The sequence below is a fragment of the Serratia sp. NA_112.1 genome (genome assembly GCF_052691715.1).
On the sequence record NZ_JBQZFO010000004.1, the window covers coordinates 287,880 to 311,364 of the forward strand.

Consider the following 23,485-nt stretch of genomic DNA (forward strand, 5'->3'; position numbering starts at 1 on the left):
ACTACTCCTTATTGCTGCGGCGCGGGATTGGCTGAAAGCCAGTTGGCCAGCTTACAGTATTGCGCCACAGAAATATTCTCTGCTCTCAGTATCGGATCGATACCCAACTCCGTCAGTTGCTCTGGGGTGAACAGGTCGCCCAGGCTGTTACGGACGGTTTTCCGGCGTTGGTTGAACGCCTGAGTGGTAATACGGCTCAGCATGCGCACGTCGCCAACCGGGTTCGGGTTCACCCGATGTGGCACCAGACGCACCACGGCGGAATCCACTTTCGGTGCCGGGGTGAAGGAGGTCGGTGGCACTTCCAGCACCGGAATAACGTTGCAGTAGTACTGTGCCATTACGGTCAAACGCCCGTAGGCCTTGCTGTTCGGGCCGGCAACCAGGCGGTTAACCACTTCTTTCTGCAACATAAAGTGCATGTCGCGAATGGCCTGAGTATAGCTGAAAAGGTGGAACATCAGCGGCGTCGAAATGTTATACGGCAGGTTACCAAACACACGCAGCGGCTGGCCAGCCTGTTCGGCCATTTCGGCAAAGTTCACCGTCATGGCATCTTGCTGGTGAATGGTCAGTTTGTCTTTCAGCTGTGGGTGATTTTCCAGGCGGGCCGCCAGGTCGCGGTCCAGCTCAATCACCGTCATGCGATCCATACGTGCGCCGACCGGCTCGGTCAGTGCGCCCAGGCCGGGGCCGATTTCAACCACCGCCTCACCCGGCATCGGGTGAATGGCGGAGACAATGCTGTCGATGACAAACTGATCGGTTAAAAAGTTCTGTCCAAAGCGTTTGCGGGCAAAGTGCCCTTGGTGGACTTTATTATTCATTACAATTAATTATCATTTTAATGGCGAGATTCAAGGCCGTTTTAAAACTGCCTGCATCGGCGGTGCCGGTGCCGGCCAGTTCCAAAGCGGTACCGTGGTCGACCGAGGTACGGATAAAAGGCAAACCGAGGGTAATATTTACCGCCCGGCCGAACCCTTGGTATTTTAGCACCGGCAGACCTTGATCGTGATACATCGCCAGCACCGCATCGGCATGTTGCAGATACTTGGGCTGGAACAGGGTGTCTGCCGGCAGTGGGCCGATAAGAGTGATACCTTCAGCACGCAGCGCGTCGAGCGCCGGGATGATGGTGTCAATCTCTTCACGCCCCATATGGCCGCCTTCCCCGGCATGCGGGTTCAAGCCGCAGACATAGATCTGCGGTTGGGCGAGGCCAAATTTGGTTTTCAGGTCGTGGTCGAGAATGCGGATGACTTCATGCAGGCTTTGCCGGGTGATAGCGCCAGGCACCGCCAGTAAAGGCAGGTGGGTGGTCGCCAGCGCCACGCGCAGCTCTTCGGTCGCCAACATCATCACCACGCGATCGCAACCGCTGCGATCGGCAAAGAATTCGGTATGGCCAATGAACGGCACGCCGGCGTCGTTGATTACGCCCTTGTTCACCGGGCCAGTTATCAACGCGGCGAATTCACCGTTCAGACAACCGTCGCAGGCACGCGCCAAAGTTTCTACCACATAGGCGCTGTTGCCTACGTTCAACTCACCAGCGACTACCGGATAAGCGGTAGTGACCGGTAATACCGTCAAGGTACCCGCACGCTGCGGCTGAGCAGGTTGTTGTGGCTGATAGGTGCGCAGTTGCAGCGGCAGGTCTAACTGCCGGGCGCGTTCAAGCAACAAGGCCGGATCCGCGCACACCACCAGTTCAACAGGCCAATCCTGTTGCGCCAGCGCTGCCACCAAATCCGGCCCAACCCCGGCAGGCTCGCCGGGGGTGATTACGATGCGATTATTGTTGTGCATTACCGTCAAGGATCTTCACGTAAGCCTGAGCACGTTGTTCCTGCATCCAGGTCTGCGCTTCTTCAGCAAACTTGCGATTAAACAGCATGCGGTAAGCGCGATCTTTCTGCGCCGCATCGGTTTTGTCTACCTGACGCGTATCCAGCAACTGAATCAGGTGCCAGCCGAAGGAAGAGTGAACCGGTTGGCTGACTTCGCCTTTGCTCAGTTTCATCAACGCGTCGCGGAAGGCCGGATCATAGATATCTGGAGAAGCCCAGCCCAGATCGCCGCCCTGCAATGCAGAACCCGGATCCTGAGAAAGCTGTTTGGCTTCGTCAGCAAACTTGGCGCGGCCGTTCTTGATGGCTTCGGCCACCTCTTGCAACTTGGCACGTGCCTGATCGTCGGTCAGCACCACAGAAGGTTTCAGCAGAATGTGACGAGCGTGAATTTCGGTAACTGATACCGACTGGCTGGCACCACGGATATCATTCACTTTCAGGATGTGGAAGCCGACGCCGGAGCGGATTGGCCCAACCACGTTGCCTTTTTTGGCGTTAACCAGTCTTTCGGCGAACAGGGTCGGGATTTCCTGCAGCTTGCCCCAGCCCATGTTGCCGCCTTTCAGCGCCTGGGAATCGGCAGAGTAGGAGATTGCCAGTTTGCCGAAGTCGGCACCGCCGTTGATTTCGCCCATCAATTTTCTAGCCAGGGCTTCCGCGTCGTCTACCTGCGCCTGCGACGGGTTTTCCGCCAGCGGGATCAGGATGTGACTGATGTTCATTTCGGTATCGCTACCGTTCTGAGCGCCAACCTGAGCGGCCAGTGAGTCCACTTCCTGAGGCAGGATAGTGACGCGGCGGCGCACTTCATTGTTACGCACCTCAGAAATCAGCATTTCCTTGCGGATCTGCGAACGGTAGGTGTTGTAGTTCAGGCCTTCATACGCCAGACGGCTGCGCATCTGATCGAGGCTCATTTTGTTCTGTGCGGCGATGTTGCCGATGGCTTTGTCCAGATCGGCGTCAGAAACGTTGATCCCCATTTTCTTGGCCATCTGCAGCTGGATGTTATCCATAATCAGACGCTCAAGGATCTGGTGACGAAGCGTTTTGTCATCCGGCAATTGCTGGCCGGCCTGCTGTGCATTGAGTTTCACCGACTGCAACAGGGTGCTTACGTCGCTCTCAAGGACCACGCCGTTATCCACGACGGCGGCGACTTTATCCACTTCTTGGGGTGCTGCGAACGCGGTATTGGCACAAACCACCAATCCGAGAATAAGCGTTCTCCAGTTCTTCATACATTTCCCATTATGTAATCCGCAAATGCGGGTTAAAGTTCTCGTTTTCAAAGTGTTACAAAGCATCAAAATGCACGCTGGTAAGGCAGAATGCCGGAACGCAACATTTCCGCGGAGCCCAGACTGTGATCGCTGCTCAGGCCACGCAGTTCGACGTTGAACGAAACTTTGTTGTCATAAACGCTGGTATTGTTGCTGCCATTCCAGTCGGTGATCTTACGCTCATAACCCAAGGTCACTGCCCAGCAGCAGGTGTTGTACTTCACACCGAGCAACTGATCGGCAGACTGTTTGGCTCGGGTGTCGTAGTAATAAGCCCCAACGACGGCCCAACGATCGGCGATTGGCCAACTGCCGGTGACGCCCACCTGCGAAATGCCGTCCTGATAGGCCGGAACCTGCTTGGTGTTCAGTGCCGTTTCAATATACTCCGGCGTGGCATAACGGTAGTTCAACTGCAGGACGCGTTCAGAATCCTGACGGTATTCCAGTACGCCGTTGCCCAATGAAATGCTATTGAGGCGCGTGTCATACTGCAGGCCGCCACGTAGGCCCCAACGATCGTCAATCTTCCAATAGGTATCGCCGGCCCATGCCAGGCTACCTGTATCGTCATTGTTATCGTACCTGCTTGCCTGGTCGCCGGTGCGTGAACGGCTGAAGTAGTAGATTTGACCCACGGAAGCGTTAAAACGTTCAACCAGCGCGTCATCATAAATTCGCGTGGTTAAACCGGTGGAAACACGGTTTTGCGAAGCGATGCGATCCAGGCCGCTGTAAGTACGGTCGCGGAACAGGCCGGAGTAGTCGGTTTGCAGCAGGGTGGTGTCGTAGGTGTAGATGTTGCTCTGGTCGCGATACGGCACATACAGGTACTGCACGCGCGGCTCCAGGGTTTGGGTCGCACCTTCCGACCAGACCATCGGGCGTTCGAACACCAGCTTGCCGTCGACCTTGAACTGCGGCAATACGCGGTTGACCGAATCCTCGAGATCCGGCGCGGTAACAACGTTACCCGGAGGGCTTTTACGAGCTGAGTAGTTAGCTGCGAAGCCGTCAGGAATATCCTGCTGATAATGGGTAGCCAGCAGTTTGGCTTCGGTGTTCAGGCTGGCCCAGCCGTTGGTCAACGGCAGGCTGAGCGTCGGTTCCATATGCAGACGAGTGGCGTCCGGGCTGTACGGGTTGACGCTGGTGAACTTGGCCGCCTGGCCGTAGATGCGGAAATCGAACGGGCCAAGATCATCTTTATAGTAGTTCAGGTCCAACTGTGGCTGAACTTTATACGAATCTGACTGGCTGCGATCGGTATCGCCGTAGATCTGGAACTGCTTGGAGCTTAAGGTGGCATCCCAGTTGTCAATGGCGTAGCCGAGGCTGAATTTCTGCGTTGCGTAACCGTCGGTGGTAGAGCCATATTTCGAGTCCAGATCGGTAAAGTATTTGGAATCGCTGACTTTGGTGTAATCGGCGTTAAAGCGCCACACCTGGTCCATCACCCCATTGTGGTTCCAGTAGAACAACCAACGTTTACTGTCGTCAGGGTTGTCCTTGCTGTATTCCTTGTCGTTCGGCAACCAGTCGAACTCCATCAGGCCCAGGCCCGGCTGCACCAGATAGCGGAATTCGTTCTGCAACTGCAGGCCGCGTCGAGACATGTAGTGCGGTGTGATGGTGGCGTCGAAGTTCGGCGCAATGTTCCAGTAATACGGCAGCATAAATTCAAAGCCATTGCTGCTGCCATATTTTGCGTTCGGGATCAGGAAACCGGAGCGACGTTTATCACCGACCGGCAATTGCAGATACGGGCTGTAAAAAACCGGCACGCCGCCAATTTTAAAGCGGGCATTCCAGATTTCCGCCACCTGCTCCTCGCGGTCGTGGATCACTTCGGTACCGACCACGCTCCAGCTGTTGTCGCCCGGCAGACAGGAGGTAAAGGTGCCGTTTTCCAAAATGGTGTAACGGTTGGCACCGCGCATCTTCATCTTGTCGGCGTCGCCGCGCCCCTGACGGCCTACCATTTGGTAGTCGCCTTCATAGACGTCGGTATCTTTGTTGTTCAGGTTCGACCAGGCTTTCGGGCCTTTCAGCTTGATCTGATTGTCGCTGTAGTGAACGTCACCGGTAGCGGTCACGGTGCGCACTGGATCGGTCTGCCCCGGATTTTGCGTCTGGTTCAGTTCCACTTGCTTGGCGGTCAGGGTGCTGTTGCCTTGTTCGATATTCACGTTGCCGGTGAACAGGGCGCTTTTCGGATAGTCCGCTTTGGAGTCATCCGCATGGATGGTGACCGGCAGGCTGTTCGGATCGCCGCTGACCAGCGGTTTGTCATAAACAGGAACGCCAAGCATACATTGCTCAGCAAGGTCAGCCAGGGCGTGCTGGCTGTAGAGTGCCGTCCAAATTAGTGTGGCCAGCAGTGTTGGGAAACTTTTTTTCATACGCGGTTTTGGTGTTCCGTCATCAGAGGCGTCATGTCCGGCAAACGGTCAGAGACTATATTACTCATCTGCGTTGCGCTAGTGTTAAATCCGGCCGTTTACTTGCGTCGTCGATAGGCGCAAAGATAAATGACAGGTATGATAATCCAAATCCTGAGAAAAATCGCCTTAACCCTTACCTAAGACGAAAGGGAGCAGTCGGCTTTCGGCATGATAATTGAGGAGTATATGCAGTATTGGGGAAAACTGCTCGGGGTCATCGTGGCCATTTGGGCTGGCGCGGGATTCTGGGGTGTAGTTTTGGGGCTGATTGTCGGTCATATGATCGATACTGCGCGCAGTAATAAGCGTAGCCGGGGCTTTTTCGCCGGTCAGCAAACGCGGCAAACGCTGTTTTTCCGCACCACTTTTCAGGTGATGGGTCACCTGACCAAATCAAAAGGACGCGTTACCGAGGCGGATATTCAGATCGCCAGCCTGTTCATGGATCGTCTGCAGCTGCACGGAGAAGCCCGTACCGCGGCGCAGCAGGCATTTCGTGAAGGCAAACAGAGCCAGTTTCCGCTGAGAGAAACGCTGCAGCAGTTCCGCAGCATTTGTTTCGGCCGTTTTGACCTGATTCGGATGTTTCTGGAAATTCAAATCCAGGCGGCATTCGCCGACGGTTCGTTGCATCCCAACGAGCGGCAGGTGCTGTATGTGATTGCTGAAGAGCTGGGTATTTCGCGTGCGCAGTTCGATCAATTCCTCAGCATGATGGAAGGCGGGCGCCAGTTTGGCGGCGGTCAGCAGGGTGGTTTCCAGCAGGCGCAACGTGGGCCAACGCTGGACGATGCTTGCAAAGTGCTGGGTGTCAGCAGCAGCGACGATGCCACCACCATCAAGCGCGCTTACCGCAAGCTGATGAGCGAACACCATCCGGATAAGCTGGTGGCGAAAGGCTTGCCGCCGCAAATGATGGAAATGGCCAAGCAGAAAGCGCAGGAAATTCAGGCGGCGTACGATCTGATCAAACGCGAGAAAGGCTTCAAATAACCTTCCCCGTCATACTTGGCGCTGCCTCTTTGTTGGCTGTACCTGCTCACCCCGGTCACATAGTTGCCTATGCTCCCGGGGATTTGCAGGCTTGCCGCCGCGATGCAACCCCAATTATTTAGGGGAAAGAGCGTAAGTATTTCGGGGGGAGTACCCAGGGGCCCGACATGCTGGGCCCGTTTAACAGGCGATTCAGAAATCCGGTTCGGCGCGAAAGTGCATCGGCGTCTGGAACGCCGGGTGGGTAATACGCAGTTCCTGGGCATGCAGCTGCAACCTGTGCGCCATGGCTTTGACTTCCGGCGGGGCGTAGAAACCGTCACCAAGGATCGGGTGACCCAGCGCCAACATATGCACGCGTAACTGATGCGAGCGGCCGGTAATCGGCATCAGTTTTACCCGCGTGCTGCCATCGGCGTCGCGTGACAACACTAGATACTCGGTTTGCGCCGCTTTGCCCGTCTCGAAACACACCTTCTGCAACGGCCGGTTTGGCCAGTCACAAATCAGCGGTAAATCCACCAGGCCTTCATCGTGCTTCAGATGGCCCGATACGCGGGCGATATAAGACTTCTTCGGCTCGCGATCGCGGAACTGGCGCTTAAGCTCACGCTCCGCCGCCTTGTTCAGCGCCACCACAATCACACCACTGGTCGCCATATCCAGGCGATGCACCGATTCTGCCGCCGGGTAATCCGCGAGGATGCGCGTCATCAGGCTGTCTTTATTTTCCGGGGCGCGGCCGGGTACCGACAACAGGCCACTCGGTTTGTTGACCACCATAATGTGCTCATCCTGATACAGAATATGCATCGGGCCTTGCGGGGGATTGTAGGGTTCCATCTTGTTGGCTCCGCTGAAAGTCACAACAGGGGAACCGAAGTTCCCCAATGCGCAGGTTACTGGTGAGTTACTACCACCAGACGGATAGCATCCAGACGCCATCCTGCTTCATTGAGGTTAACCAGCACCTGCTTGCGATTGAACTCCAGCGCTTCGACTTCGTCATCACGGATGTTCGGATTGACCGCCTTCAGGGCTTCCAGACGCGCCAGCTCGGTGCTGAGTTTGTCATCCGCTTCCTGTTTCGCCTGCTCTATCAATGCACGAGCCTGCTCTTCAACCAGGCTTTCCGCCTGTTGCAGCATGGCATGCACATCCTGTTGTACCGCATTGACCAGTTTACTGGAGGTATGGCGGTTAACCGCGTTCAACTGACGGTTGAAGCTTTCGAATTCAACCTGTGCTGCCAGATTGGTCCCTTTGCGATCCATCAGCATACGGATTGGTGTTGGTGGCAGGAAGCGGGTCAGTTGCAGGTGCTTCGGTGCCTGCGCCTCAACCACGTAGACCAGTTCGACCAGCAGGGTACCGACCGGCAGCGCTTTGTTTTTCAACAGGGAAACTGCACAGCTGCCGGTATCGCCGGACAGGATCAGATCCAGGCCGTTGCGAATAATTGGGTGTTCCCAACTGACGAATTGCGCATCTTCACGCGACAAGGCCTGCTCGCGATCGAAGGTCACGGTACAACCGTCCTGAGGCAGACCCGGGAAGTCTGGCACCAGCATGTGGTCGGATGGCGTCAGGACAATCAGGTTATCGCTGCGATCGTCCTGGTTGATGCCGACGATATCGAACAGGTTAAGCGCAAAGCCCACCAGATTGACGTCGTTGTCCTGATTGGCGATGGCCTCTGCCAGCGCTTGCGCTTTCTCGCCGCCGTTGGAGTGCATTTCCAGCAGGCGGTCACGGCCCTGCTCCAGTTGCACTTTCAGGTGGTCGTGCTGCTGACGGCAGTGGTGAATGAACTCATCCAGCCCTTCCTGCTCGGTCGGTACCGCCAGGAAGCCAATCAGTTGCTCGTAACCGTTGTCATAAATGGTGCGGCCGGTCGGGCAGGTATGCTCGAAGGCATCCAGCCCTTCGTGGAACCAACGACCCAGCACCGCCTGAGCGGTGTTTTCCAGATAAGGCACCATGATTTGAATGTCATGCATCTGGCCAATACGGTCCAGACGGCCGATACGCTGTTCCAGCAGATCCGGGTTGAACGGTAGGTCGAACATCACCAGATGGCTGGCGAACTGGAAGTTGCGGCCTTCTGAGCCGATCTCCGAGCATAGCAGCACCTGGGCGCCATCTTCTTCAGAGGCGAAGTAAGCGGCGGCGCGGTCGCGTTCGATAATCGACAGGCCTTCGTGGAATACGGCGGCACGGATCGCTTCACGTTCACGTAGCACTTGTTCAAGCTGCAGCGCGGTGGCGGCATGAGCGCAGATCACCAGCACTTTTTCGTGGCGGTTGGCCACCAGGTAATTCAGCAGCCACTCAACGCGCGGATCGAAGTTCCACCAGGTGGCGTTCTCGCCTTCGAATTCCTGATAGATTTGCTCCGGGTACAGCATATCGCGTGCGCGCGCCTCAACGGTTTTCTTCGCGCCCATGATGCCGGACACTTTAATCGCGGTCTGGTACTGGGTCGGCAACGGCAGTTTGATCTGGTGCAGGAAACGGTGCGGGAAACCTTTGACGCCGTTACGGGTGTTACGGAACAGCACGCGGCTGGTACCGTGGCGGTCCATCAGCATGGTGACCAGTTCCTGACGCGCCTGCTCACTGTTGTCGCTGTCGCTGTTGGCCGCTTTCAGCAGCGGTTCGATATCCTGCTCGTCGATCAGCTCACCCAGCAGGTTCAGCTTGTCATCGGCCAGGCGTTCACCGCTCAGCAGCAGGGTAACGGCATCGGCTACCGGGCGATATTTCTGCTGTTCGGCGACAAAGTCCTGGTAGTCGTGGAAACGGTTCGGATCCAGCAGGCGCAAGCGGGCGAAGTGGCTTTGTTGGCCGAGCTGTTCCGGAGTGGCGGTTAGCAGCAGCACGCCGGGAATGTGCTCAGCCAGTTGCTCGATGACCTGATACTCGCGGCTGGGTGCCTCTTCGCTCCAGGCCAGATGGTGGGCTTCATCGACCACCAGCAGGTCCCACTGGGCGTCGGCCAGTTCTTCCAGACGCAGCTTGTTACGACGGACGAAGTCCAGCGAGCAGATCACCAACTGTTCGGTTTCAAACGGGTTGCTGCTGTCGAGCTTGGCCTCGGAGTAACGGCTGTCGTCGAACAGTGAGAAATACAGGTTGAAGCGGCGCATCATTTCGACCAGCCACTGGTGCTGCAGGGTTTCCGGCACCACGATCAGTACACGCTCGGCGCGGCCTGCCAGCAATTGCTGGTGAATGATCATCCCGGCTTCGATGGTTTTACCCAGGCCCACCTCATCCGCCAACAGCACGCGCGGCGCATGGCGCTGGCCGACTTCATAGGCGATGTGTAACTGATGCGGGATCAGGCTGGCTCGCATGCCGCGCAGACCGGCGAACGGCAGACGATACTGCTCGCTCTGGTATTTGCGCGCACGGAAACGCAGGGCGAAACGGTCCATACGGTCGATCTGCCCGGCAAATAGACGGTCCTGCGGCTTGCTGAAGGTCAGTTTGCTGTCCAGCAGCACTTCACGCATAGCCACACCGCTTTCCTGAGTATCCAGGCGGGTGCCAATATAGGTCAGCAGGCCGTTTTCCTCTTTGACCTCTTCCACCTGCAACTCCCAGCCTTCGTGGTTGCTGATGGTGTCGCCCGGGTTGAACATCACGCGGGTGATTGGCGAGTCATTTCTGGCATACAGGCGGTTTTCGCCGGTGGCGGGGAAAAGCAGGGTAATCATGCGCGTATCCAGCGCTACGACGGTTCCCAGTCCTAATTCGCTTTCCGTATCGCTGATCCAGCGTTGACCAAGTGTAAAAGGCATATATTGTCGGCTCGATTCTTTAAGTAAGTCTTGTTACCGGGCGAGAGGGCCGCGGCACCCGTATCAAACGTCTGCTAATCCCGATTTATTTTAATATGGCGGGCAATAGCTATTCATCCCATGCATACATCGTGAGACGGCATGGGTGGAGTGTGGTCCAGAATTTGGGAAGGGCGCTATGGTAATGGAAGGCGGCGCGTTCGTCACCTGCAAAACCCGATGAATTTTCTTAACCCTTCGCCAACGCCCGCAGGGCGGGCTGAATGCTAAAACAGGCCCATCTGCCCGGTCACCAGCGTAGTAAAATCGTCATGCAAAAATGGCAGTATGGCGTCAGCCACCGGTTCCAACTGGCGATCCAGATAATGGGGGTAATCAATCGCCGACTGCTGGGTTTCCAGCGGCTCCGGCCCGGCCACTGTCATCACATAGCTGATCCAACCGCCGTTCTGGTATTGCAGCGGTCGCCCCTGCTGACGATTATAGTCGTCGGCGATGCGGGCTGCGCGGACATGTGGCGGGACATTGCGTTGATATTCGTCCAGCTTTCTGCGCAGGCGCTTGCGGTAGACCAGCCGATCGTCGAAATCGCCGTTAAGCGTTTGGCTAACGTATTCACGCACAAAATCCTGATACGGCTGGCGTTTGAAAATGCGTTGGTAAAGCTGTTGTTGGAACTGCTGCGCCAGCGGTGTCCAGTCGGTGCGCACCGTTTCCAGCCCCTTGTACACCATTTCTTCACTGCCGTCCGGTCTGGCGATCAGTCCGGCATAACGCTTTTTACTGCCCTGTTCGGCACCGCGAATGGTGGGCATCAAGAAACGTGAGTAATGGGTTTCGAACTCCAGTTCCAGCGCATTCTCCAACCCGTACTGTTGCTGCAAATGCTGTTGCCACCATTGGTTTACCTGTTCGACCAATCTCCGGCCTATTTGCGACGCCTGCTGTTCGTCATGCGGCTGTTTGAGCCAGACGAAGGTGGAGTCGGTATCGCCGTAGATCACCTGATAACCCTGAGCTTCGATCAGTTCGCGCGTCTGGCGCATGATCTCATGGCCACGCAGGGTGATTGACGAGGCCAGCCGGGGATCGAAAAAGCGGCAGCCGCTCGATCCCAGTACGCCGTACAGCGCGTTCATAATGATCTTCAATGCCTGGGATAATGCTTTGTTCTGCTGACGTTTAGCCGCTTCGCGGCCCTGCCAGATCTGCTCGACGATCGCCGGCAGGCAGTGTTTGCTGCGCGAGAAACGGGCGTTGCGGAAACCGGGCACCGAATCGGCATCGCCGGGGTGCTGCATGCCTTCCACCAGTCCGACCGGGTCGATCAGAAAGGTACGGATGATCGACGGGTACAGGCTCTTGTAATCGAGCACCAGCACCGAGTCATAGAGGCCGGGCTGTGAATCCATCACAAAGCCGCCGGGACTGTGTTCTTCCGGCTGCTCGCCAAGGTTGGGCGCGACAAAACCCAGCCGGTGCATACGCGGCATATACAGATTGCTGAAAGCGGCCACCGAGCCGCCGCTGCGATCGGCTGCCAGCCCGGTCACCGTGGCGCGCTCCAGCAAGAAGGTCAGCAGATCGGTTTTGGCAAAGATTCGGGTGACCAGCTCGCAGTCCTTCAGGTTGTAACGCGCCAGTGCCGGTTTATCTTCGGCAAAGCGCCGGTCGATTTCCGCCATTCGTTGGTAGGGATTGTCGATCGACTTGCCTTCTCCCAACAGCGTCTGTGACACATGTTCGAGGCTGAAAGAAGGGAAGTTCCAGGTGGCGGATTTGAGCGCCTCGATACCGTCGATAATCAACCGCCCGGCGGCGGAGGCGAAAAAGTGATTTTGCTTGAAGCCGTGTTCACGCCATTCAAGCAGATTGCCCCCGCGACCCAGTTTTAACGGGATCTGGTAACGCTCAGCGTGCTTTTGCAATACCCGTAAATCGAACTGCACCAGGTTCCAGCCGATGATGGCGTCGGGATCGTGCTGCTCCAGCCACTGATTCAGCCGTTCCAGCATTTGCGGGCGGCTGACGCAGTACTTCAGGTCAAAATCCAGCGGTTCATTGCCACCGTTGGCCGGCCCGAGCATGTAGACCTGGCGCTGACCGCAACCTTCCAGCGCAATCGAGTACAGCTCACCGTGGACGGTGGTTTCAATGTCCAGCGAGACCAGTTTCAAGGTCGGGCGGTATTCCGGTGCCGGTTTCATTTGGCCGTTGATCAACGGGCCATTGCCGTTGGCCTGGCCGCTGAACCAGACCGGCGCGGTGATAAAACGTTCCATCAGGTAGCGTTCCGGCGGGCGAATATCGGCCTCATAGAGGTTAACGCCGCCGTCTTTCAGCAGCCTTTCCAGTTTGATCAACTGGCGGTGCTGACGGCAATACAGCCCTAGCACCGGGCGATGATGAAAATCGGTCAGCGGCAGCGGTTTTAGCTCCCATTGCCGCTCTTCCCGCAGCAACAGCTCGGCGCGTTGGCGCTGTTCGGCCGGGATAAAGGCGACCGAAGTCTGCGGTGCCAGGCGAAGTTGCTGCGGGCCGTTCTCAGTCGCCAGCCAAAACTCCACCTCGGTGCCGGTGGGCGTATCACGCCAGTGGCGGGTGAGCAAGAAACCCTGTTGGAGTGACATCTATACCCTTCGTCTTTCAAGCTGCAGCGTTGTTGGCTGCGTGCGTTCACCCCAGTCACTTACTGGTGTAAGCTCCTGGGGATTCTCTTTCTTGCCGCCTAGCTGCAACGTGAAATCCATTGGGTATACCCTTATTTTCGAGCTGCAGCGTTGTTGGCTGCGTGCGTTCACCCCAGTCACTTACTGGTGTAAGCTCCTGGGGATTCTCTTTCTTGCCGCCTGGCTGCAACGTGAAATCCATTGGGTATACCCTTATTTTCAAGCTGCAGCGTTGTTGGCTGCGTACGGGGAAAGCCAACGTACCTACAGCTTAAAGTATGATGAGTATAGTATGGGTTTTTATACAGTAATTGTCCATTGCCGCACAGTTCTGCCAAAAAACCATACAATTCACCGGTTGACTCGTTCCCGGCCGCACCTGACAATCCCACGCCCACGCGCTTTGGATAACCAACAGAGGTTTAATGGAAGCCTATTTACAGCATTTGATTACCCAGTCTTTGGCTTTCACTCTGATGGTCGTCATGTTCGTCGCGTTTCTGGAATCACTGGCGCTGGTAGGGCTGTTGCTGCCCGGTACGGTGATGATGGCCAGCATCGGCGCGCTGATCGGCAGCGGTCAGGTCGACTTCTATTATGCCTGGGCGGCGGGGAGCGTCGGTTGCCTGCTGGGGGACTGGATCTCCTACTTTATCGGCCGCGCATTCAAGGGGCCGCTGCACCGCTGGTCGTTCCTGAAAAAGAACAAGGCGATGCTCGACAAGACTGAGCATGCGCTCCATCAGCACAGTATGGCGACCATTCTGATTGGTCGTTTTATCGGCCCGACGCGTCCGCTGGTGCCAATGGTGGCCGGGATGCTGGACTTACCGCCGTACAAATTCGCATTGCCGAACATTATCGGCTGTATCACCTGGCCACCGGTCTATTTCTTCCCAGGTATTCTGGCCGGCGTGGCCATCGACATTCCTGCCAGTGCCAACAGCGCCTTATTCAAATGGCTGTTGTTTGCCGTGGCGATGCTGATTTGGCTGGCCGCCTGGCTGAGCTGGCGCTGGTGGCGTGAAGGTAAACGCAGCGCCGACCGCTTGAGCAACTTGTTGTCGCCGCTGCGGCTGCGGATAGCCTGCGTGCTGAGCTGGATCCTGGCGATCGGCACCTTTTATTACCTGTCCCAACAGCCGCTGATGCCGGTTTACCGGCATTTACTTTGGAAGGTGCTGGCAGGGCAGTAACAAGGGGGCGTAACGCCCCTTTGTACATTACTGGAAGAATGCTTCCAACTGTTCGAACACCCGCACGTCCTCGCTGTGGCGTTTTACCTGCAGTACATCTTCGAGTTTTTCTACCTGGCTAATCATCTGCACCAGCCGTTGATCATCCGCCACCAATAGCCAGATACGACTTTGTTTGCCGTCTTTCAGCGGCAGACACAAAATACCCTCTACGTTGAAGGCGCGGCGGGCAAACAGACCGCATACGTGAGACATCACGCCGGGATGGTTACGTACCGTCAGTTCCAGGATCACCTGTGGATTATTGAATTGTTCTGACATGGCTTATTCTCCAATCATGTCGATGTTGGCGGCACCCGGCGGCACCATTGGGAAGACTTTTTCATTGATATCAATCAGCGCATGGATCAGACAAGGACCAGGCCGTTGGATCGCCTCGGCCAGCGCGGCTTGTGGATCTTCTGCGGCGTTCAAATCACAGGTGTCCAGCCCGAAACCGGCGGCAATCTTGATAAAGTCGGTACGCTTGGGATAGGCGGCGGCAAAGATGCGCTGCTGGTAGAACAGCGTCTGCTGCTGATGCACCAGCCCCAACGCCTGGTTGTTCATCAGGATAATCTTCACATCCAGATCATGCTCGACGGCGGTGGCCATTTCCTGAATGTTCATCATCAGGCTGCCGTCACCGGAGAAGCACAGTACCTTGCGCTGCGGTTCGGCCAAGGCTGCGCCTATCGCTGCCGGCAGACCGAAGCCCATGGTGCCCAATCCGCCAGAAGTCAGCCACTGACGCGGACGGCTCAGTGGGTAGGCCTGCGCCACCCACATCTGATGCTGGCCCACGTCGGTGGTGATAATGGCGCTTTCGTCCACGCAGCGCGCAGCAGCCAGCACCAACCCGTAATGACTCAACGGATCTTCGGCATCCGGCATGTTGAACGGGAACTCGCGCTTCAGGCCGTTGACGGTGTCCAGCCATTCGCTGCGCGGCTGTGCCTCAATCTGTGGTAACAGCTGTTGTAATACCTGGCCAACGTCGGCATGAATGGCAATGTTGGCCTGTTTTACCTTGCCCAGTTCGGCACGGTCGATATCCACGTGGATGATGGCGGCGTTCGGGCAGAACTGCTCGGTTTTGCCAATCGCCCGATCGTCAAAGCGGGCGCCCAGTACGATCAGCAGATCGGCCTCTTGCAGAATAAAGTTGGTGCTGCGTGCTGCATGCATCCCCAGCATGCCCAGCGACAGCGGGTGCTGCACCGGCATCGCACCTAACGCCATCAGCGTCATGGTGGTCGGCAGGTTGGCGCGTTCCGCCAGCTCAATCGCCTGTTGGTAAGCATTGGCGCAGATGATGCCGCCACCCAGATACAGCACCGGCTGTTTGGCCTGGTTGATCATCGCAGCGGCCTGGGTTACGGCAGCGCCTTCAAAGGCCGGTGCCGCGTCGGGAATAGCGATCGGCGGCAACTCATCCAGAGTGATCACTGCGGTTTGCACGTCTTTAGGTACGTCGATCCACACCGGGCCAGGGCGGCCGGATTCGGCAATACGGAACGCGTCGCAGATCACCTGCGGCAGTTCACGGATATCGCGAACCAAATGGTTGTGCTTGGTGATAGGAATCGAGATGCCGTAGGTATCAACTTCCTGGAAGGCGTCGGTACCGATCATTGAAGAGGGTACCTGGCCGGTGATACATACCAGCGGGATGGAATCGAGCTTGGCGTCGGCGATGGCGGTGATCAGGTTGGTGGCACCCGGACCGCTGGAGGCGATGCACACCGCCGCCTTGCCATTGGCGCGTGCCATGCCCTGCGCCATAAAGCCCGCGCCCTGTTCGTGGCGTGCCAGTACGTGATGAATGCGGGGGCTTTGGCTCAGTGCGTCATACAGCGGCAGCGCAGCGCCGCCGGGAATGCCGGCAACGGTGGTAATACCCTGACGTTCCAACAGATGGACGATCAACTGTGCGCCGGTGAAGCTGTTGCCTTGCTGTGGCGTGCCCGAAATTGCCATGTTCCTATCCTTTCTCAAGGCCGGTTCGCTTTTCTGGGCAGGGGCTGAAACTAAAAACCCCGCCCGGTTTGCGCCGGCGGGGTTTGGGAATCGATGCGTTGATTCGGACCCTACGGCGCATTGCCGACGACCACCACCACACGCACGACGACCATCACCGCGGCTGGTAGCGCGGTAACTAGTAGGGTCGAAGTTAACGAGGATGCGATCACAGGGAACCTTATCATCAGTAAAAAAGTCAGGATTTTATAAAACCACAGGCGCAAAATTCGCACAACAGGTTTATTTGCGCAGCATAAAAAACGCGCTGCAGATCACGGTTTGTGTGAAATGCCCAGTACCCTGGCTTCGGGTGCGCTGCCGTCCAGTAGCGCCTGCGTTGGGCCGTCGTAAAAAATGCGGCCATCGACCACCAGTAGGGTACGCGGGGCGATACGCGCGGCGTCATCCAGATTGTGCGATACCATCAGCAGCGTCAGGTTACGTTGGTCGCACACCTCCTGCAGCAGTTGCAGCATCTCATTGCGTAATGCCGGGTCGAGCGCCGAAAAAGGTTCGTCGAGCAGCAGGATCGGCCGCTGGCGGATCAGACAGCGCGCCAGTGCGGCACGCTGGCGCTGGCCACCAGAGAGCTGAGACGGCAGACGCGGCAGATGCTCTTCCAACCCCACCTGGCGGGCAATCTGTGCCAACTGCAGCTTTTGCTGCTCATTAAGCCGCAGCCCCGGATCCAGACCCAGCCCGATATTCTGTTCTACCGTCAGGTGAGCAAACAGGTTGTTTTCCTGAAACAGCATCGAAACCGGGCGTTTGGCCGGTGGCGTGGCAGTGTGATCGCTGCCGTCGAGCCGCAACCTGCCGCTGGCAGCCGGCAGGAAACCGGCAATCAGGCTGAGCAGCGTGCTTTTGCCTGCACCGCTTGGGCCAAGCACCGCAACACGTTCGCCCGGCGCAATGCGCAGGTCAAAGCGCATCGGCAGGTGTTCATACAGGTAGGTCAGTTTTTCAAGCTCTATCATGGCGGCCCGGTAAGCGTTCGATCAGGGTAAACAGCAGGAAACACAACAGTAGCAACAACAGGGCGGTGACCGCGCCATCATTGCTGCGATAGGCACCGATCTGTTGATACAGGTAGTAAGGCAGAGTGCGGAAGTGCTCGTTGCCAAACAGGGCGACGACGCCGAAATCGCCAATCGACAGTACGCAGGCGAAGGCCAGCGCCTGGGCCAGTGGGCGGCGCAATGCTTTCAGTTCGATCAGCCGCAGTCGCTGCCAGCCGTGGATATCCAGTGACAGGCACAGCGGGTTGTAGCGTTCGGCCAGGTCACGCATCGGATTTTCCAGCACTTTCAGCGCGTAGGGCACCGCCATCAGTGCATTGGTGAGGATCACCAGCGCATACGGCGACTGCGGCAGCCCGACGGTATCGCTCAACAGCAGGAAGAAACCGGTCGCCAGCACGATGCCCGGCATTGCCAGGATCACCATACCGCTCAGCTCAAGTCGCTGGCCCCAGCTCAGCTGCTGTTGCAACTTCAGCTCACGGCTGCTCCACAGCAGCATCATGGTCAGTACCACGCAAAGCGCACCGGCACCGAGAGCAAGACGTAACGAGGTGAATAACGCCTGCCACAGCACCCGTTGTTGCAGCACGCTGACCAGGCTTTGGTTGGCACCGTCGGCAATCACCGCCAGCAGCGGGGGTAACAGCAGCAGCAGGGCGGCAGCAATCAGCAAAAAATCGCTAACGCGGCGCCACAGGCTGTCTTCCGGATCACGCCAGATGTGGGCGTGAGTATTACCTACGGGGAGTGCCTGGCTTAACCGCTGGCTGAGCACCACCAGCCCCAGGCAGCAGACCAGTTGGATCAGCGCCAGCAGCGCGGCGCGGCTGAGATCGTAGTCATAGCTGAGCGCCTGATAGATCGCCAGTTCGATGGTGGTGGCCTGCGGCCCGCCGCCCAGCGACAACACGGTGGCGAAGCTGGCAAAGCACAGCATAAAGATCAGCGCGCCGCTCGGCAGGATCTGGCGGCGAAGCGCCGGCCATTCGACAAAGCGGAACTGCTGTCGCCCGTTCATGCCAAGCTGCGCCGCCAGTTGGCGTTGTTCGACCGGAATGTTTTCCAGCGCCTGTAACAGTAGGCGGGTCGCTAGCGGCAGGTTGAAGAACATGTGCGCCAGCAGAATGCCCTGCAGGCCATAGGGGGAGATACTGTAGTTAATGCCGAGCCAACCGCATAGTGCGGCTAGCCAGCCTTGTCGGCCATACACGCTGAGCAGGCCGAATACCGCCACCAGAACCGGCAGCACCAGCGTCATGGCGCACAGCCGCAGCAGTAACTGGCGGCCTGGGAAACGGCGGCGGAACAGCGCTCGCGCCAGCAGGATAGCGGGCAGCACCGAGATCAGTGCCGACAGCAACGCCTGCCAGAAGGTGAAACGCACCACATGCCACAGGTAGCTGTCCTGCCACAGACCCTGCCAGTCGCTTTCCGGCGCGTGTCGCCACAGCGAACCCATCGCCAGTACGGCGATGGTCAGGATCAGACCGGAAGCCAGCAGCCCCGGCCATAGCCTGCGTGGGATCAGTGGCTGACGGCGGTTTGCCATGCCCGGATCCAGTTGCCGCGTTGTTTGGCCACTTCTTCAGCGCTGTATTGCAACGCAGTCTGCGGTACGGTCATTTGCTCAAACCCGGCCGGTAGTTGGGTTTTGATCACCGGATACATCCAGTTGCCGGTGGGAATGCTGTTCTGGAACGCCGGGGTCACCATAAATTGCATAAAGCGCTCTGCCAATGCCGGCTGTTTGCTGGCCTTGAGTTTGCTTGCCACCTCGACCTGCAGATAGTGGCCTTCGCTGAAGTTAGCGGCGGCGTAGCTGTCTTTCTTCTCTTCAATCAGATGGTAGGCCGGAGAGGTGGTGTAGCTGAGTACCAGGTCGCCTTCGCCTTTCAGGAACAGACCGTAGGCTTCACTCCAGCCTTTGGTCACGGTAACGGTTTTCTTCGCCAGCTTTTGCCAGGCTTCGGTGGCCTTGTCGCCATAGACTTTCTGCATCCACAACAGCAGGCCGAGGCCCGGCGTGCTGGTACGCGGATCTTCGTAAATCACCTTCCAGTTCTGGTTACTGTCGACCAGTTCCTGCAGGCTTTTGGGTGGGTTCTTCAGCTTTTCTTTGTTGTAAACGAAGGCAAAATAGCCGTAGTCATAAGGCACGAAGGTTTTATCCTGCCAGCCACCGGGGACGCTCAGCTTGGTGCTGTCGACGTTGCTCGGCTCGAATAAACCGGTTTGTTGCGCGGCCTGCAGCAAATTGTTGTCCAGCCCCAACACCACGTCGGCGGCGCTGTTTTTTCCTTCCATGCGCAGGCGGTTAAGCAGCGAAACGCCGTCTTCCAGCGCAACAAACTTCAGCTCACAGTCGCACTGGGCTTCAAAGGCTTTTTTTACCGCTGGGCCAGGGCCCCAGTCGGCAGCGAAGGAGTCATAGGTGTAGACCGTCAGCACCGGTTTGGCGAACACCGGTGCAGCGCACAACAACAGTAATAAGGGCAGGTTTTTCTTAACCACTTTGCACTCCTGAAAATTTAGGGGGGCAAGGGTATCTGAGGGGGCGAGCGGCGGCTGCCGGTTCGCTGGGCTCAAATCCCTCCGCCGGTATTGACCGGATCAGGTTCGACGGGTTTATCCCCTTCATACTTGAAGTTGTAGCGGTGTTGGCTTCACTCTCACCCTAGTCACATAGGAATTATATGTTCTTGGGGATTCGTTCGGTTGCCGCCTACCTGCAACTCCAATTATTTTGGGTATATCTCAGCAATAAATCGTTTTTTTGCACCCCGTTGAGACGGCGCCATTGTAAAGACTAACGGGCGTCGGTGAAAGGCGCTTCTGCTTCCGGCGGCGCAAACCAGGCAGATTTAAAATCAAACCAGCCCAGGGTATTCATCCGCACGCCGCGCATGCTGCGCTGGCCATGCAGTTGCAACCAGTGGTGGAACAGCGGGTGTAACTGATGATGGCTGACCAGGCGCTGGCAAAAATCGGCCAGCGGCAGGCTATTGGCGCGCCACAGTGCGGCGTCCTCAGCGAGATCTTCATTCATACAGTGCTGCATCAACGGCAGTTCATACAGGGTGGCGAACAGCGAGAACTCCAGCGGCAGATAGAAGTTGGCGCTGCCGAGCCACAGATCGCTGCTGGCTTCGCCTTTATGCCAGGTGTCGTAATCCACGACTTGTATCTTCAGCTTGATTCCCTGCTGCGCCAGCAGGGGTTCGATCGCCAACTGAATGGCGTGGAACTCCGAGTGCTCGCTGTAGTAAGTCAGCGTCAGTTCGGCCAGCCCGTCAGGTTTGGGTAGTTGCGCCAGTGCGCGGTTGTGATGCCAGCGCGGCAGAAGGCCGTAGGCCGGTGACCAATAGCGTTGATAAACCGGTCCGGCATTGCTCAGCAGCGCAATAGGGTTGATCAACTCGCATAGCCAACTGCGAATGGCCGGATCGGCCGCCAGAGGCGAACGCTGATCGAACAGCAGGAAATAACAGCCTTCTTCCAGCCGGCTTTCCAGTTCGTTTTTACCCGTGTCGTCGGCCTGCAACTGGACGCCGGAATGCACCAGTTCTTCGGTCACTTCCGGCAGTACCCAGATATTCACCTCATCGATCAGCGCGCGGTAGCCAAAGTAATCGTCAAAGGCGTGGATTGTCATCTGGCTGCGGTGGTTGCGTACCACGCTATATGGCCCGGTACCCACCGGGTGGCGTGAGAAATCCGGCAGGCTCTGCCATTCGCGCGGCAGGATCATCGCGGGCACGCTACCCAGCAGCCACGGCAGCCAGTAATCGGGACTGTGCAGATGCACGTCGATCACATAAGGCGTCGGTGAGGTCGCGCGTTCAATATGGGAAAACAACGGCTGCGGCATCAATCGATTGAGCGAACTGATGACATCCTCCATTTCCAGCTCGCGCCCATGGTGAAAATGAATCGCCGGGCGCAGATAAAAACGCCAGTGCAGCGGGGTTAAAGCCTGCCAATGATGCGAAAGGTCAGACTCCAGTTCCCCGTTTTCCTCATTTATGCGCGTCAGGCCGCTGAAAATCTGCCGTGCCAGATGGGTTTCCGAGCGCCGCAGCGCCGAACCGGGCAGCAGGTTATACAACTGGCGATAGTAGAGCACCCGCAGGATGTGTTTCCCCTGACGAAAGCTGCGTCCCAGTTGGGACAACAACATCTGGCGCACGACGTTTTTATCGCCGACCAGTTGCACCAGTTGATCGATATGGTCTTGCTCCAGCAATTCCTCCGCCCGTTGCTGTTGCAGTGCCAGACCGGTGTAGTGAAAGGTGAGCCGCGAACGCTTGCCGCGCCCGGACTCGGCCTGCCAGGTTAACCAGCCCTGGTGCTGCATGGCACCCAGTAGCGAACGCACATGGCGGCGCGAACAGCTGAGCACTTCGGCCAGCTCCTGCAGGGTGGTTTCGGTCGGCTCGCCGTGGCAGCGCTGCCACAGGCGAATGAACTGCAGTTGCAATCTGGAGGTGGACATAAAAGAGGAACGCTCCGGCATCAACCCATCAATTTATCTTTCCCTATATTACGCCGATAATTTTCCTCAATGAAAGGGGGGAGGGCGACGGATGAAAGTTTTCTTGTCAAAACAGTTCTATCAGCGCTATTTCAGCGCGGTACGTCGCCAGCGGGCCGATTGGTTGAAGCTGGTGCCTGAACAGGTGCGGCTGGAGATGCTGGCCCATCTGACCCAGTGGGACATCCACTCCATGACGGATAAGCAATACCGTGAGCACCTGTGAGGCTCAGGTAGAAAAGGTTTCTGAGTAATGGTGTTGTTCACCAGCCAGTGGGGTCATACCCACTGGTTTTTTTATTCTCGGCCGCGGGGATGTTCTTGCAATTTTGTCACCGTAGCCTAAGGTTCTGTCTTCCGCTTTAGGGTCAGGAACGAAGAGATGAAACGTCAGCGCTGGCTGCCACGCCGCTTTAATCCAGTCTTTGCCGCATTCCTGCTGATTGCCTTTCTTTCCGGCATTGCCGGCGCGCTTTTGGCGCCGACGCTGAGCCTGTTCCTGACCACAGAGGTTAAGGTGCGGCCGCTGTGGGTTGGTCTGTTTTATACCGTTAACGCAATTGTCGGCATTGCGGTCAGTTTCCTGTTGGCCAAGCGTTCGGATACGCGCGGCGATCGACGTAAATTGATTTTGCTGTGCTGCCTGATGGCGGTTGGTAACTGCCTGCTGTTTGCCTTTAACCGTGACTACCTGACGCTGATCACCGCCGGGGTCTTGCTGTCGGCGATTGCCAATACCGCGATGCCGCAGATTTTTGCGCTGGCACGAGAATATGCCGACAGTTCGGCGCGCGAAGTGGTGATGTTCAGCTCGGTGATGCGTGCGCAGCTGTCGCTGGCCTGGGTGATTGGCCCGCCGCTGTCGTTTACGCTGGCGCTGAACTACGGATTTACCGTGATGTTCATGATTGCCGCTGCGACCTTCGCGATTTGTGCATTGCTGGTGTGGTTTACCCTGCCTTCGGTGCCACGTGCGGAGCAGAGTAGTACGGCGTTGAACGCTACTGCTTCGGCTCCGATTGCCCCCGTCAGCACCTGGCGCAACCGTGATGTACGTCGTTTGTTTATTGCCTCGATGCTGATGTGGACCTGCAATACCATGTATATCATCGATATGCCGCTGTATATCACCGCCGATCTGGGTCTGCCGGAAAACCTTGCCGGGCTGCTGATGGGCACGGCCGCCGGGCTGGAGATCCCGGCGATGTTGCTGGCGGGTTATTACGTAAAAAAGTTCGGCAAGCGCAATATGATGCTGTTTGCCGTGGTGGCCGGTATCCTGTTTTATGCCGGATTGGTGGTGTTTAAATTTAAGCTGGCGCTGATGGTGCTACAGCTGTTCAACGCCATATTTATTGGCATCATCGCCGGTATTGGCATGCTCTATTTCCAGGACCTGATGCCGGGGCGACCGGGCGCGGCAACCACGCTGTTTACCAACAGTATTTCCACCGGGGTGATCCTGGCCGGGGTGCTGCAGGGGGGGCTGGTGGAGAACCTAGGGCACTATGCGGTTTACTGGTTGGCGACTCTGCTGGCGGTAGCGGCGCTGTGGATGAGTGCCCGCGTGCGGGAAGTGTGAGCTTAAACGTCACCATCCTTGACGCATGTCATTGAGAACATT

General features: G+C 57.2%; 18 protein-coding genes. 4 read left to right on the top strand and 14 right to left on the bottom strand.

Annotated elements, in window-relative coordinates:
• Positions 1–8: 8 nt before the first annotated feature.
• From rsmA to lptD, 4 genes are all read right to left on the bottom strand, one after another.
• The gene (gene rsmA, locus ACUTQ5_RS11485; protein WP_445651351.1) at positions 9–827 is read right to left on the bottom strand and encodes a 16S rRNA (adenine(1518)-N(6)/adenine(1519)-N(6))-dimethyltransferase RsmA; all 819 of its coding nucleotides are present in this window, start codon (positions 825–827) and stop codon (positions 9–11) included.
• Positions 820–1,812, bottom strand: a complete 993-nt coding sequence (gene pdxA / locus ACUTQ5_RS11490) for a 4-hydroxythreonine-4-phosphate dehydrogenase PdxA (protein WP_445651352.1) — start codon at positions 1,810–1,812, stop codon at positions 820–822. The genes rsmA and pdxA overlap by 8 nt, the downstream gene beginning before the upstream one ends.
• Positions 1,799–3,097, bottom strand: a complete 1,299-nt coding sequence (gene surA, locus ACUTQ5_RS11495; RefSeq protein WP_445651353.1) for a peptidylprolyl isomerase SurA — start codon at positions 3,095–3,097, stop codon at positions 1,799–1,801. The genes pdxA and surA overlap by 14 nt, the downstream gene beginning before the upstream one ends.
• Before the next feature lie 65 nt (positions 3,098–3,162).
• Entirely contained in the window at positions 3,163–5,541 is a 2,379-nt protein-coding gene (gene lptD, locus ACUTQ5_RS11500; RefSeq protein ID WP_445651354.1) for an LPS assembly protein LptD, read from the bottom strand.
• 228 nt (positions 5,542–5,769) lie between these two features.
• Between lptD and djlA the strand changes: the two genes are divergently transcribed.
• Positions 5,770–6,576 (top strand): co-chaperone DjlA, encoded by an 807-nt coding sequence (gene djlA / locus ACUTQ5_RS11505; RefSeq protein ID WP_445651355.1) that lies wholly within the window; start codon positions 5,770–5,772, stop codon positions 6,574–6,576.
• Positions 6,577–6,768: 192 nt separating this feature from the next.
• Here the strand turns inward: djlA and rluA are convergent, their stop codons facing one another.
• The 3 genes from rluA to ACUTQ5_RS11520 all read right to left on the bottom strand — a co-directional run bounded on the left by rluA (position 6,769) and on the right by ACUTQ5_RS11520 (position 13,012).
• Positions 6,769–7,419, bottom strand: a complete 651-nt coding sequence (rluA, locus tag ACUTQ5_RS11510; RefSeq protein WP_445651356.1) for a bifunctional tRNA pseudouridine(32) synthase/23S rRNA pseudouridine(746) synthase RluA — start codon at positions 7,417–7,419, stop codon at positions 6,769–6,771.
• 56 nt (positions 7,420–7,475) lie between these two features.
• Positions 7,476–10,382 (bottom strand): RNA polymerase-associated protein RapA, encoded by a 2,907-nt coding sequence (gene rapA, locus ACUTQ5_RS11515; RefSeq protein ID WP_445651357.1) that lies wholly within the window; start codon positions 10,380–10,382, stop codon positions 7,476–7,478.
• Positions 10,383–10,648: 266 nt separating this feature from the next.
• A complete protein-coding gene (locus ACUTQ5_RS11520) occupies positions 10,649–13,012 on the bottom strand; it encodes a DNA polymerase II (RefSeq protein WP_445651358.1) in 2,364 nt (787 codons plus the stop codon).
• Between the two features lie 464 nt (positions 13,013–13,476).
• Here ACUTQ5_RS11520 and ACUTQ5_RS11525 point away from each other — a divergent pair, with 464 nt between their 5' ends.
• Entirely contained in the window at positions 13,477–14,247 is a 771-nt protein-coding gene (locus tag ACUTQ5_RS11525; protein ID WP_445651359.1) for a DedA family protein, read from the top strand.
• A 27-nt stretch (positions 14,248–14,274) separates the two neighbouring features.
• Here ACUTQ5_RS11525 and ilvN read toward each other — a convergent pair whose 3' ends face one another.
• The 7 genes from ilvN to sgrR all read right to left on the bottom strand — a co-directional run bounded on the left by ilvN (position 14,275) and on the right by sgrR (position 21,822).
• On the bottom strand, positions 14,275–14,568 hold the full coding sequence (gene ilvN, locus ACUTQ5_RS11530; protein WP_174354249.1) for an acetolactate synthase small subunit: 294 nt from the start codon (positions 14,566–14,568) through the stop codon (positions 14,275–14,277).
• Between the two features lie 3 nt (positions 14,569–14,571).
• Positions 14,572–16,266, bottom strand: coding sequence for an acetolactate synthase large subunit (gene ilvB / locus ACUTQ5_RS11535; RefSeq protein ID WP_445651360.1), 1,695 nt, complete (start codon positions 16,264–16,266; stop codon positions 14,572–14,574).
• Between the two features lie 110 nt (positions 16,267–16,376).
• Positions 16,377–16,493, bottom strand: a complete 117-nt coding sequence (gene ivbL / locus ACUTQ5_RS11540) for an ilvB operon leader peptide IvbL (protein WP_208295193.1) — start codon at positions 16,491–16,493, stop codon at positions 16,377–16,379.
• A gap of 87 nt (positions 16,494–16,580) precedes the next feature.
• Entirely contained in the window at positions 16,581–17,285 is a 705-nt protein-coding gene (thiQ, locus tag ACUTQ5_RS11545) for a thiamine ABC transporter ATP-binding protein ThiQ (RefSeq protein ID WP_445651361.1), read from the bottom strand.
• Positions 17,272–18,879 carry a thiamine/thiamine pyrophosphate ABC transporter permease ThiP gene (gene thiP / locus ACUTQ5_RS11550; protein ID WP_445651362.1) on the bottom strand — a complete coding sequence of 536 codons (1,608 nt, stop codon included), beginning with the start codon at positions 18,877–18,879 and terminating at the stop codon, positions 17,272–17,274. The genes thiQ and thiP overlap by 14 nt, the downstream gene beginning before the upstream one ends.
• Complete coding sequence (gene thiB, locus ACUTQ5_RS11555) at positions 18,855–19,841, bottom strand: thiamine ABC transporter substrate binding subunit (RefSeq protein WP_445651363.1); 987 nt, start codon at positions 19,839–19,841, stop codon at positions 18,855–18,857. The genes thiP and thiB overlap by 25 nt, the downstream gene beginning before the upstream one ends.
• 295 nt (positions 19,842–20,136) lie before the next feature.
• On the bottom strand, positions 20,137–21,822 hold the full coding sequence (gene sgrR / locus ACUTQ5_RS11560; protein ID WP_445651364.1) for an HTH-type transcriptional regulator SgrR: 1,686 nt from the start codon (positions 21,820–21,822) through the stop codon (positions 20,137–20,139).
• Between the two features lie 91 nt (positions 21,823–21,913).
• On the opposite strand from sgrR, the gene sgrT reads away from it, so the two are divergent.
• Together sgrT and ACUTQ5_RS11570 are read left to right on the top strand one after the other, a co-directional pair.
• Complete coding sequence (sgrT, locus tag ACUTQ5_RS11565; RefSeq protein WP_445651365.1) at positions 21,914–22,087, top strand: glucose uptake inhibitor SgrT; 174 nt, start codon at positions 21,914–21,916, stop codon at positions 22,085–22,087.
• A gap of 156 nt (positions 22,088–22,243) precedes the next feature.
• Positions 22,244–23,443: a sugar efflux transporter gene (locus ACUTQ5_RS11570; RefSeq protein WP_445651366.1), complete on the top strand. Its 1,200-nt coding sequence runs from the start codon at positions 22,244–22,246 to the stop codon at positions 23,441–23,443.
• The last annotated feature ends 42 nt before the right edge of the window (positions 23,444–23,485 follow it).

Coding starts and splice junctions, on each gene's coding strand:
- ACUTQ5_RS11570 (WP_445651366.1), top strand. CDS start 22,244: ATGAAACGTCAGCGCTGGCTGCCACGCCGCTTTAATCCAGTCTTTGCC.
- djlA (WP_445651355.1), top strand. CDS start 5,770: ATGCAGTATTGGGGAAAACTGCTCGGGGTCATCGTGGCCATTTGGGCT.
- rluA (WP_445651356.1), bottom strand. CDS start 7,419: ATGGAACCCTACAATCCCCCGCAAGGCCCGATGCATATTCTGTATCAG.
- pdxA (WP_445651352.1), bottom strand. CDS start 1,812: ATGCACAACAATAATCGCATCGTAATCACCCCCGGCGAGCCTGCCGGG.
- rsmA (WP_445651351.1), bottom strand. CDS start 827: ATGAATAATAAAGTCCACCAAGGGCACTTTGCCCGCAAACGCTTTGGA.
- sgrR (WP_445651364.1), bottom strand. CDS start 21,822: ATGTCCACCTCCAGATTGCAACTGCAGTTCATTCGCCTGTGGCAGCGC.
- ilvB (WP_445651360.1), bottom strand. CDS start 16,266: ATGGCAATTTCGGGCACGCCACAGCAAGGCAACAGCTTCACCGGCGCA.
- thiQ (WP_445651361.1), bottom strand. CDS start 17,285: ATGATAGAGCTTGAAAAACTGACCTACCTGTATGAACACCTGCCGATG.
- surA (WP_445651353.1), bottom strand. CDS start 3,097: ATGAAGAACTGGAGAACGCTTATTCTCGGATTGGTGGTTTGTGCCAAT.
- ilvN (WP_174354249.1), bottom strand. CDS start 14,568: ATGTCAGAACAATTCAATAATCCACAGGTGATCCTGGAACTGACGGTA.
- ACUTQ5_RS11520 (WP_445651358.1), bottom strand. CDS start 13,012: ATGTCACTCCAACAGGGTTTCTTGCTCACCCGCCACTGGCGTGATACG.
- lptD (WP_445651354.1), bottom strand. CDS start 5,541: ATGAAAAAAAGTTTCCCAACACTGCTGGCCACACTAATTTGGACGGCA.
- ivbL (WP_208295193.1), bottom strand. CDS start 16,493: ATGATAAGGTTCCCTGTGATCGCATCCTCGTTAACTTCGACCCTACTA.
- sgrT (WP_445651365.1), top strand. CDS start 21,914: ATGAAAGTTTTCTTGTCAAAACAGTTCTATCAGCGCTATTTCAGCGCG.
- ACUTQ5_RS11525 (WP_445651359.1), top strand. CDS start 13,477: ATGGAAGCCTATTTACAGCATTTGATTACCCAGTCTTTGGCTTTCACT.
- thiP (WP_445651362.1), bottom strand. CDS start 18,879: ATGGCAAACCGCCGTCAGCCACTGATCCCACGCAGGCTATGGCCGGGG.
- rapA (WP_445651357.1), bottom strand. CDS start 10,382: ATGCCTTTTACACTTGGTCAACGCTGGATCAGCGATACGGAAAGCGAA.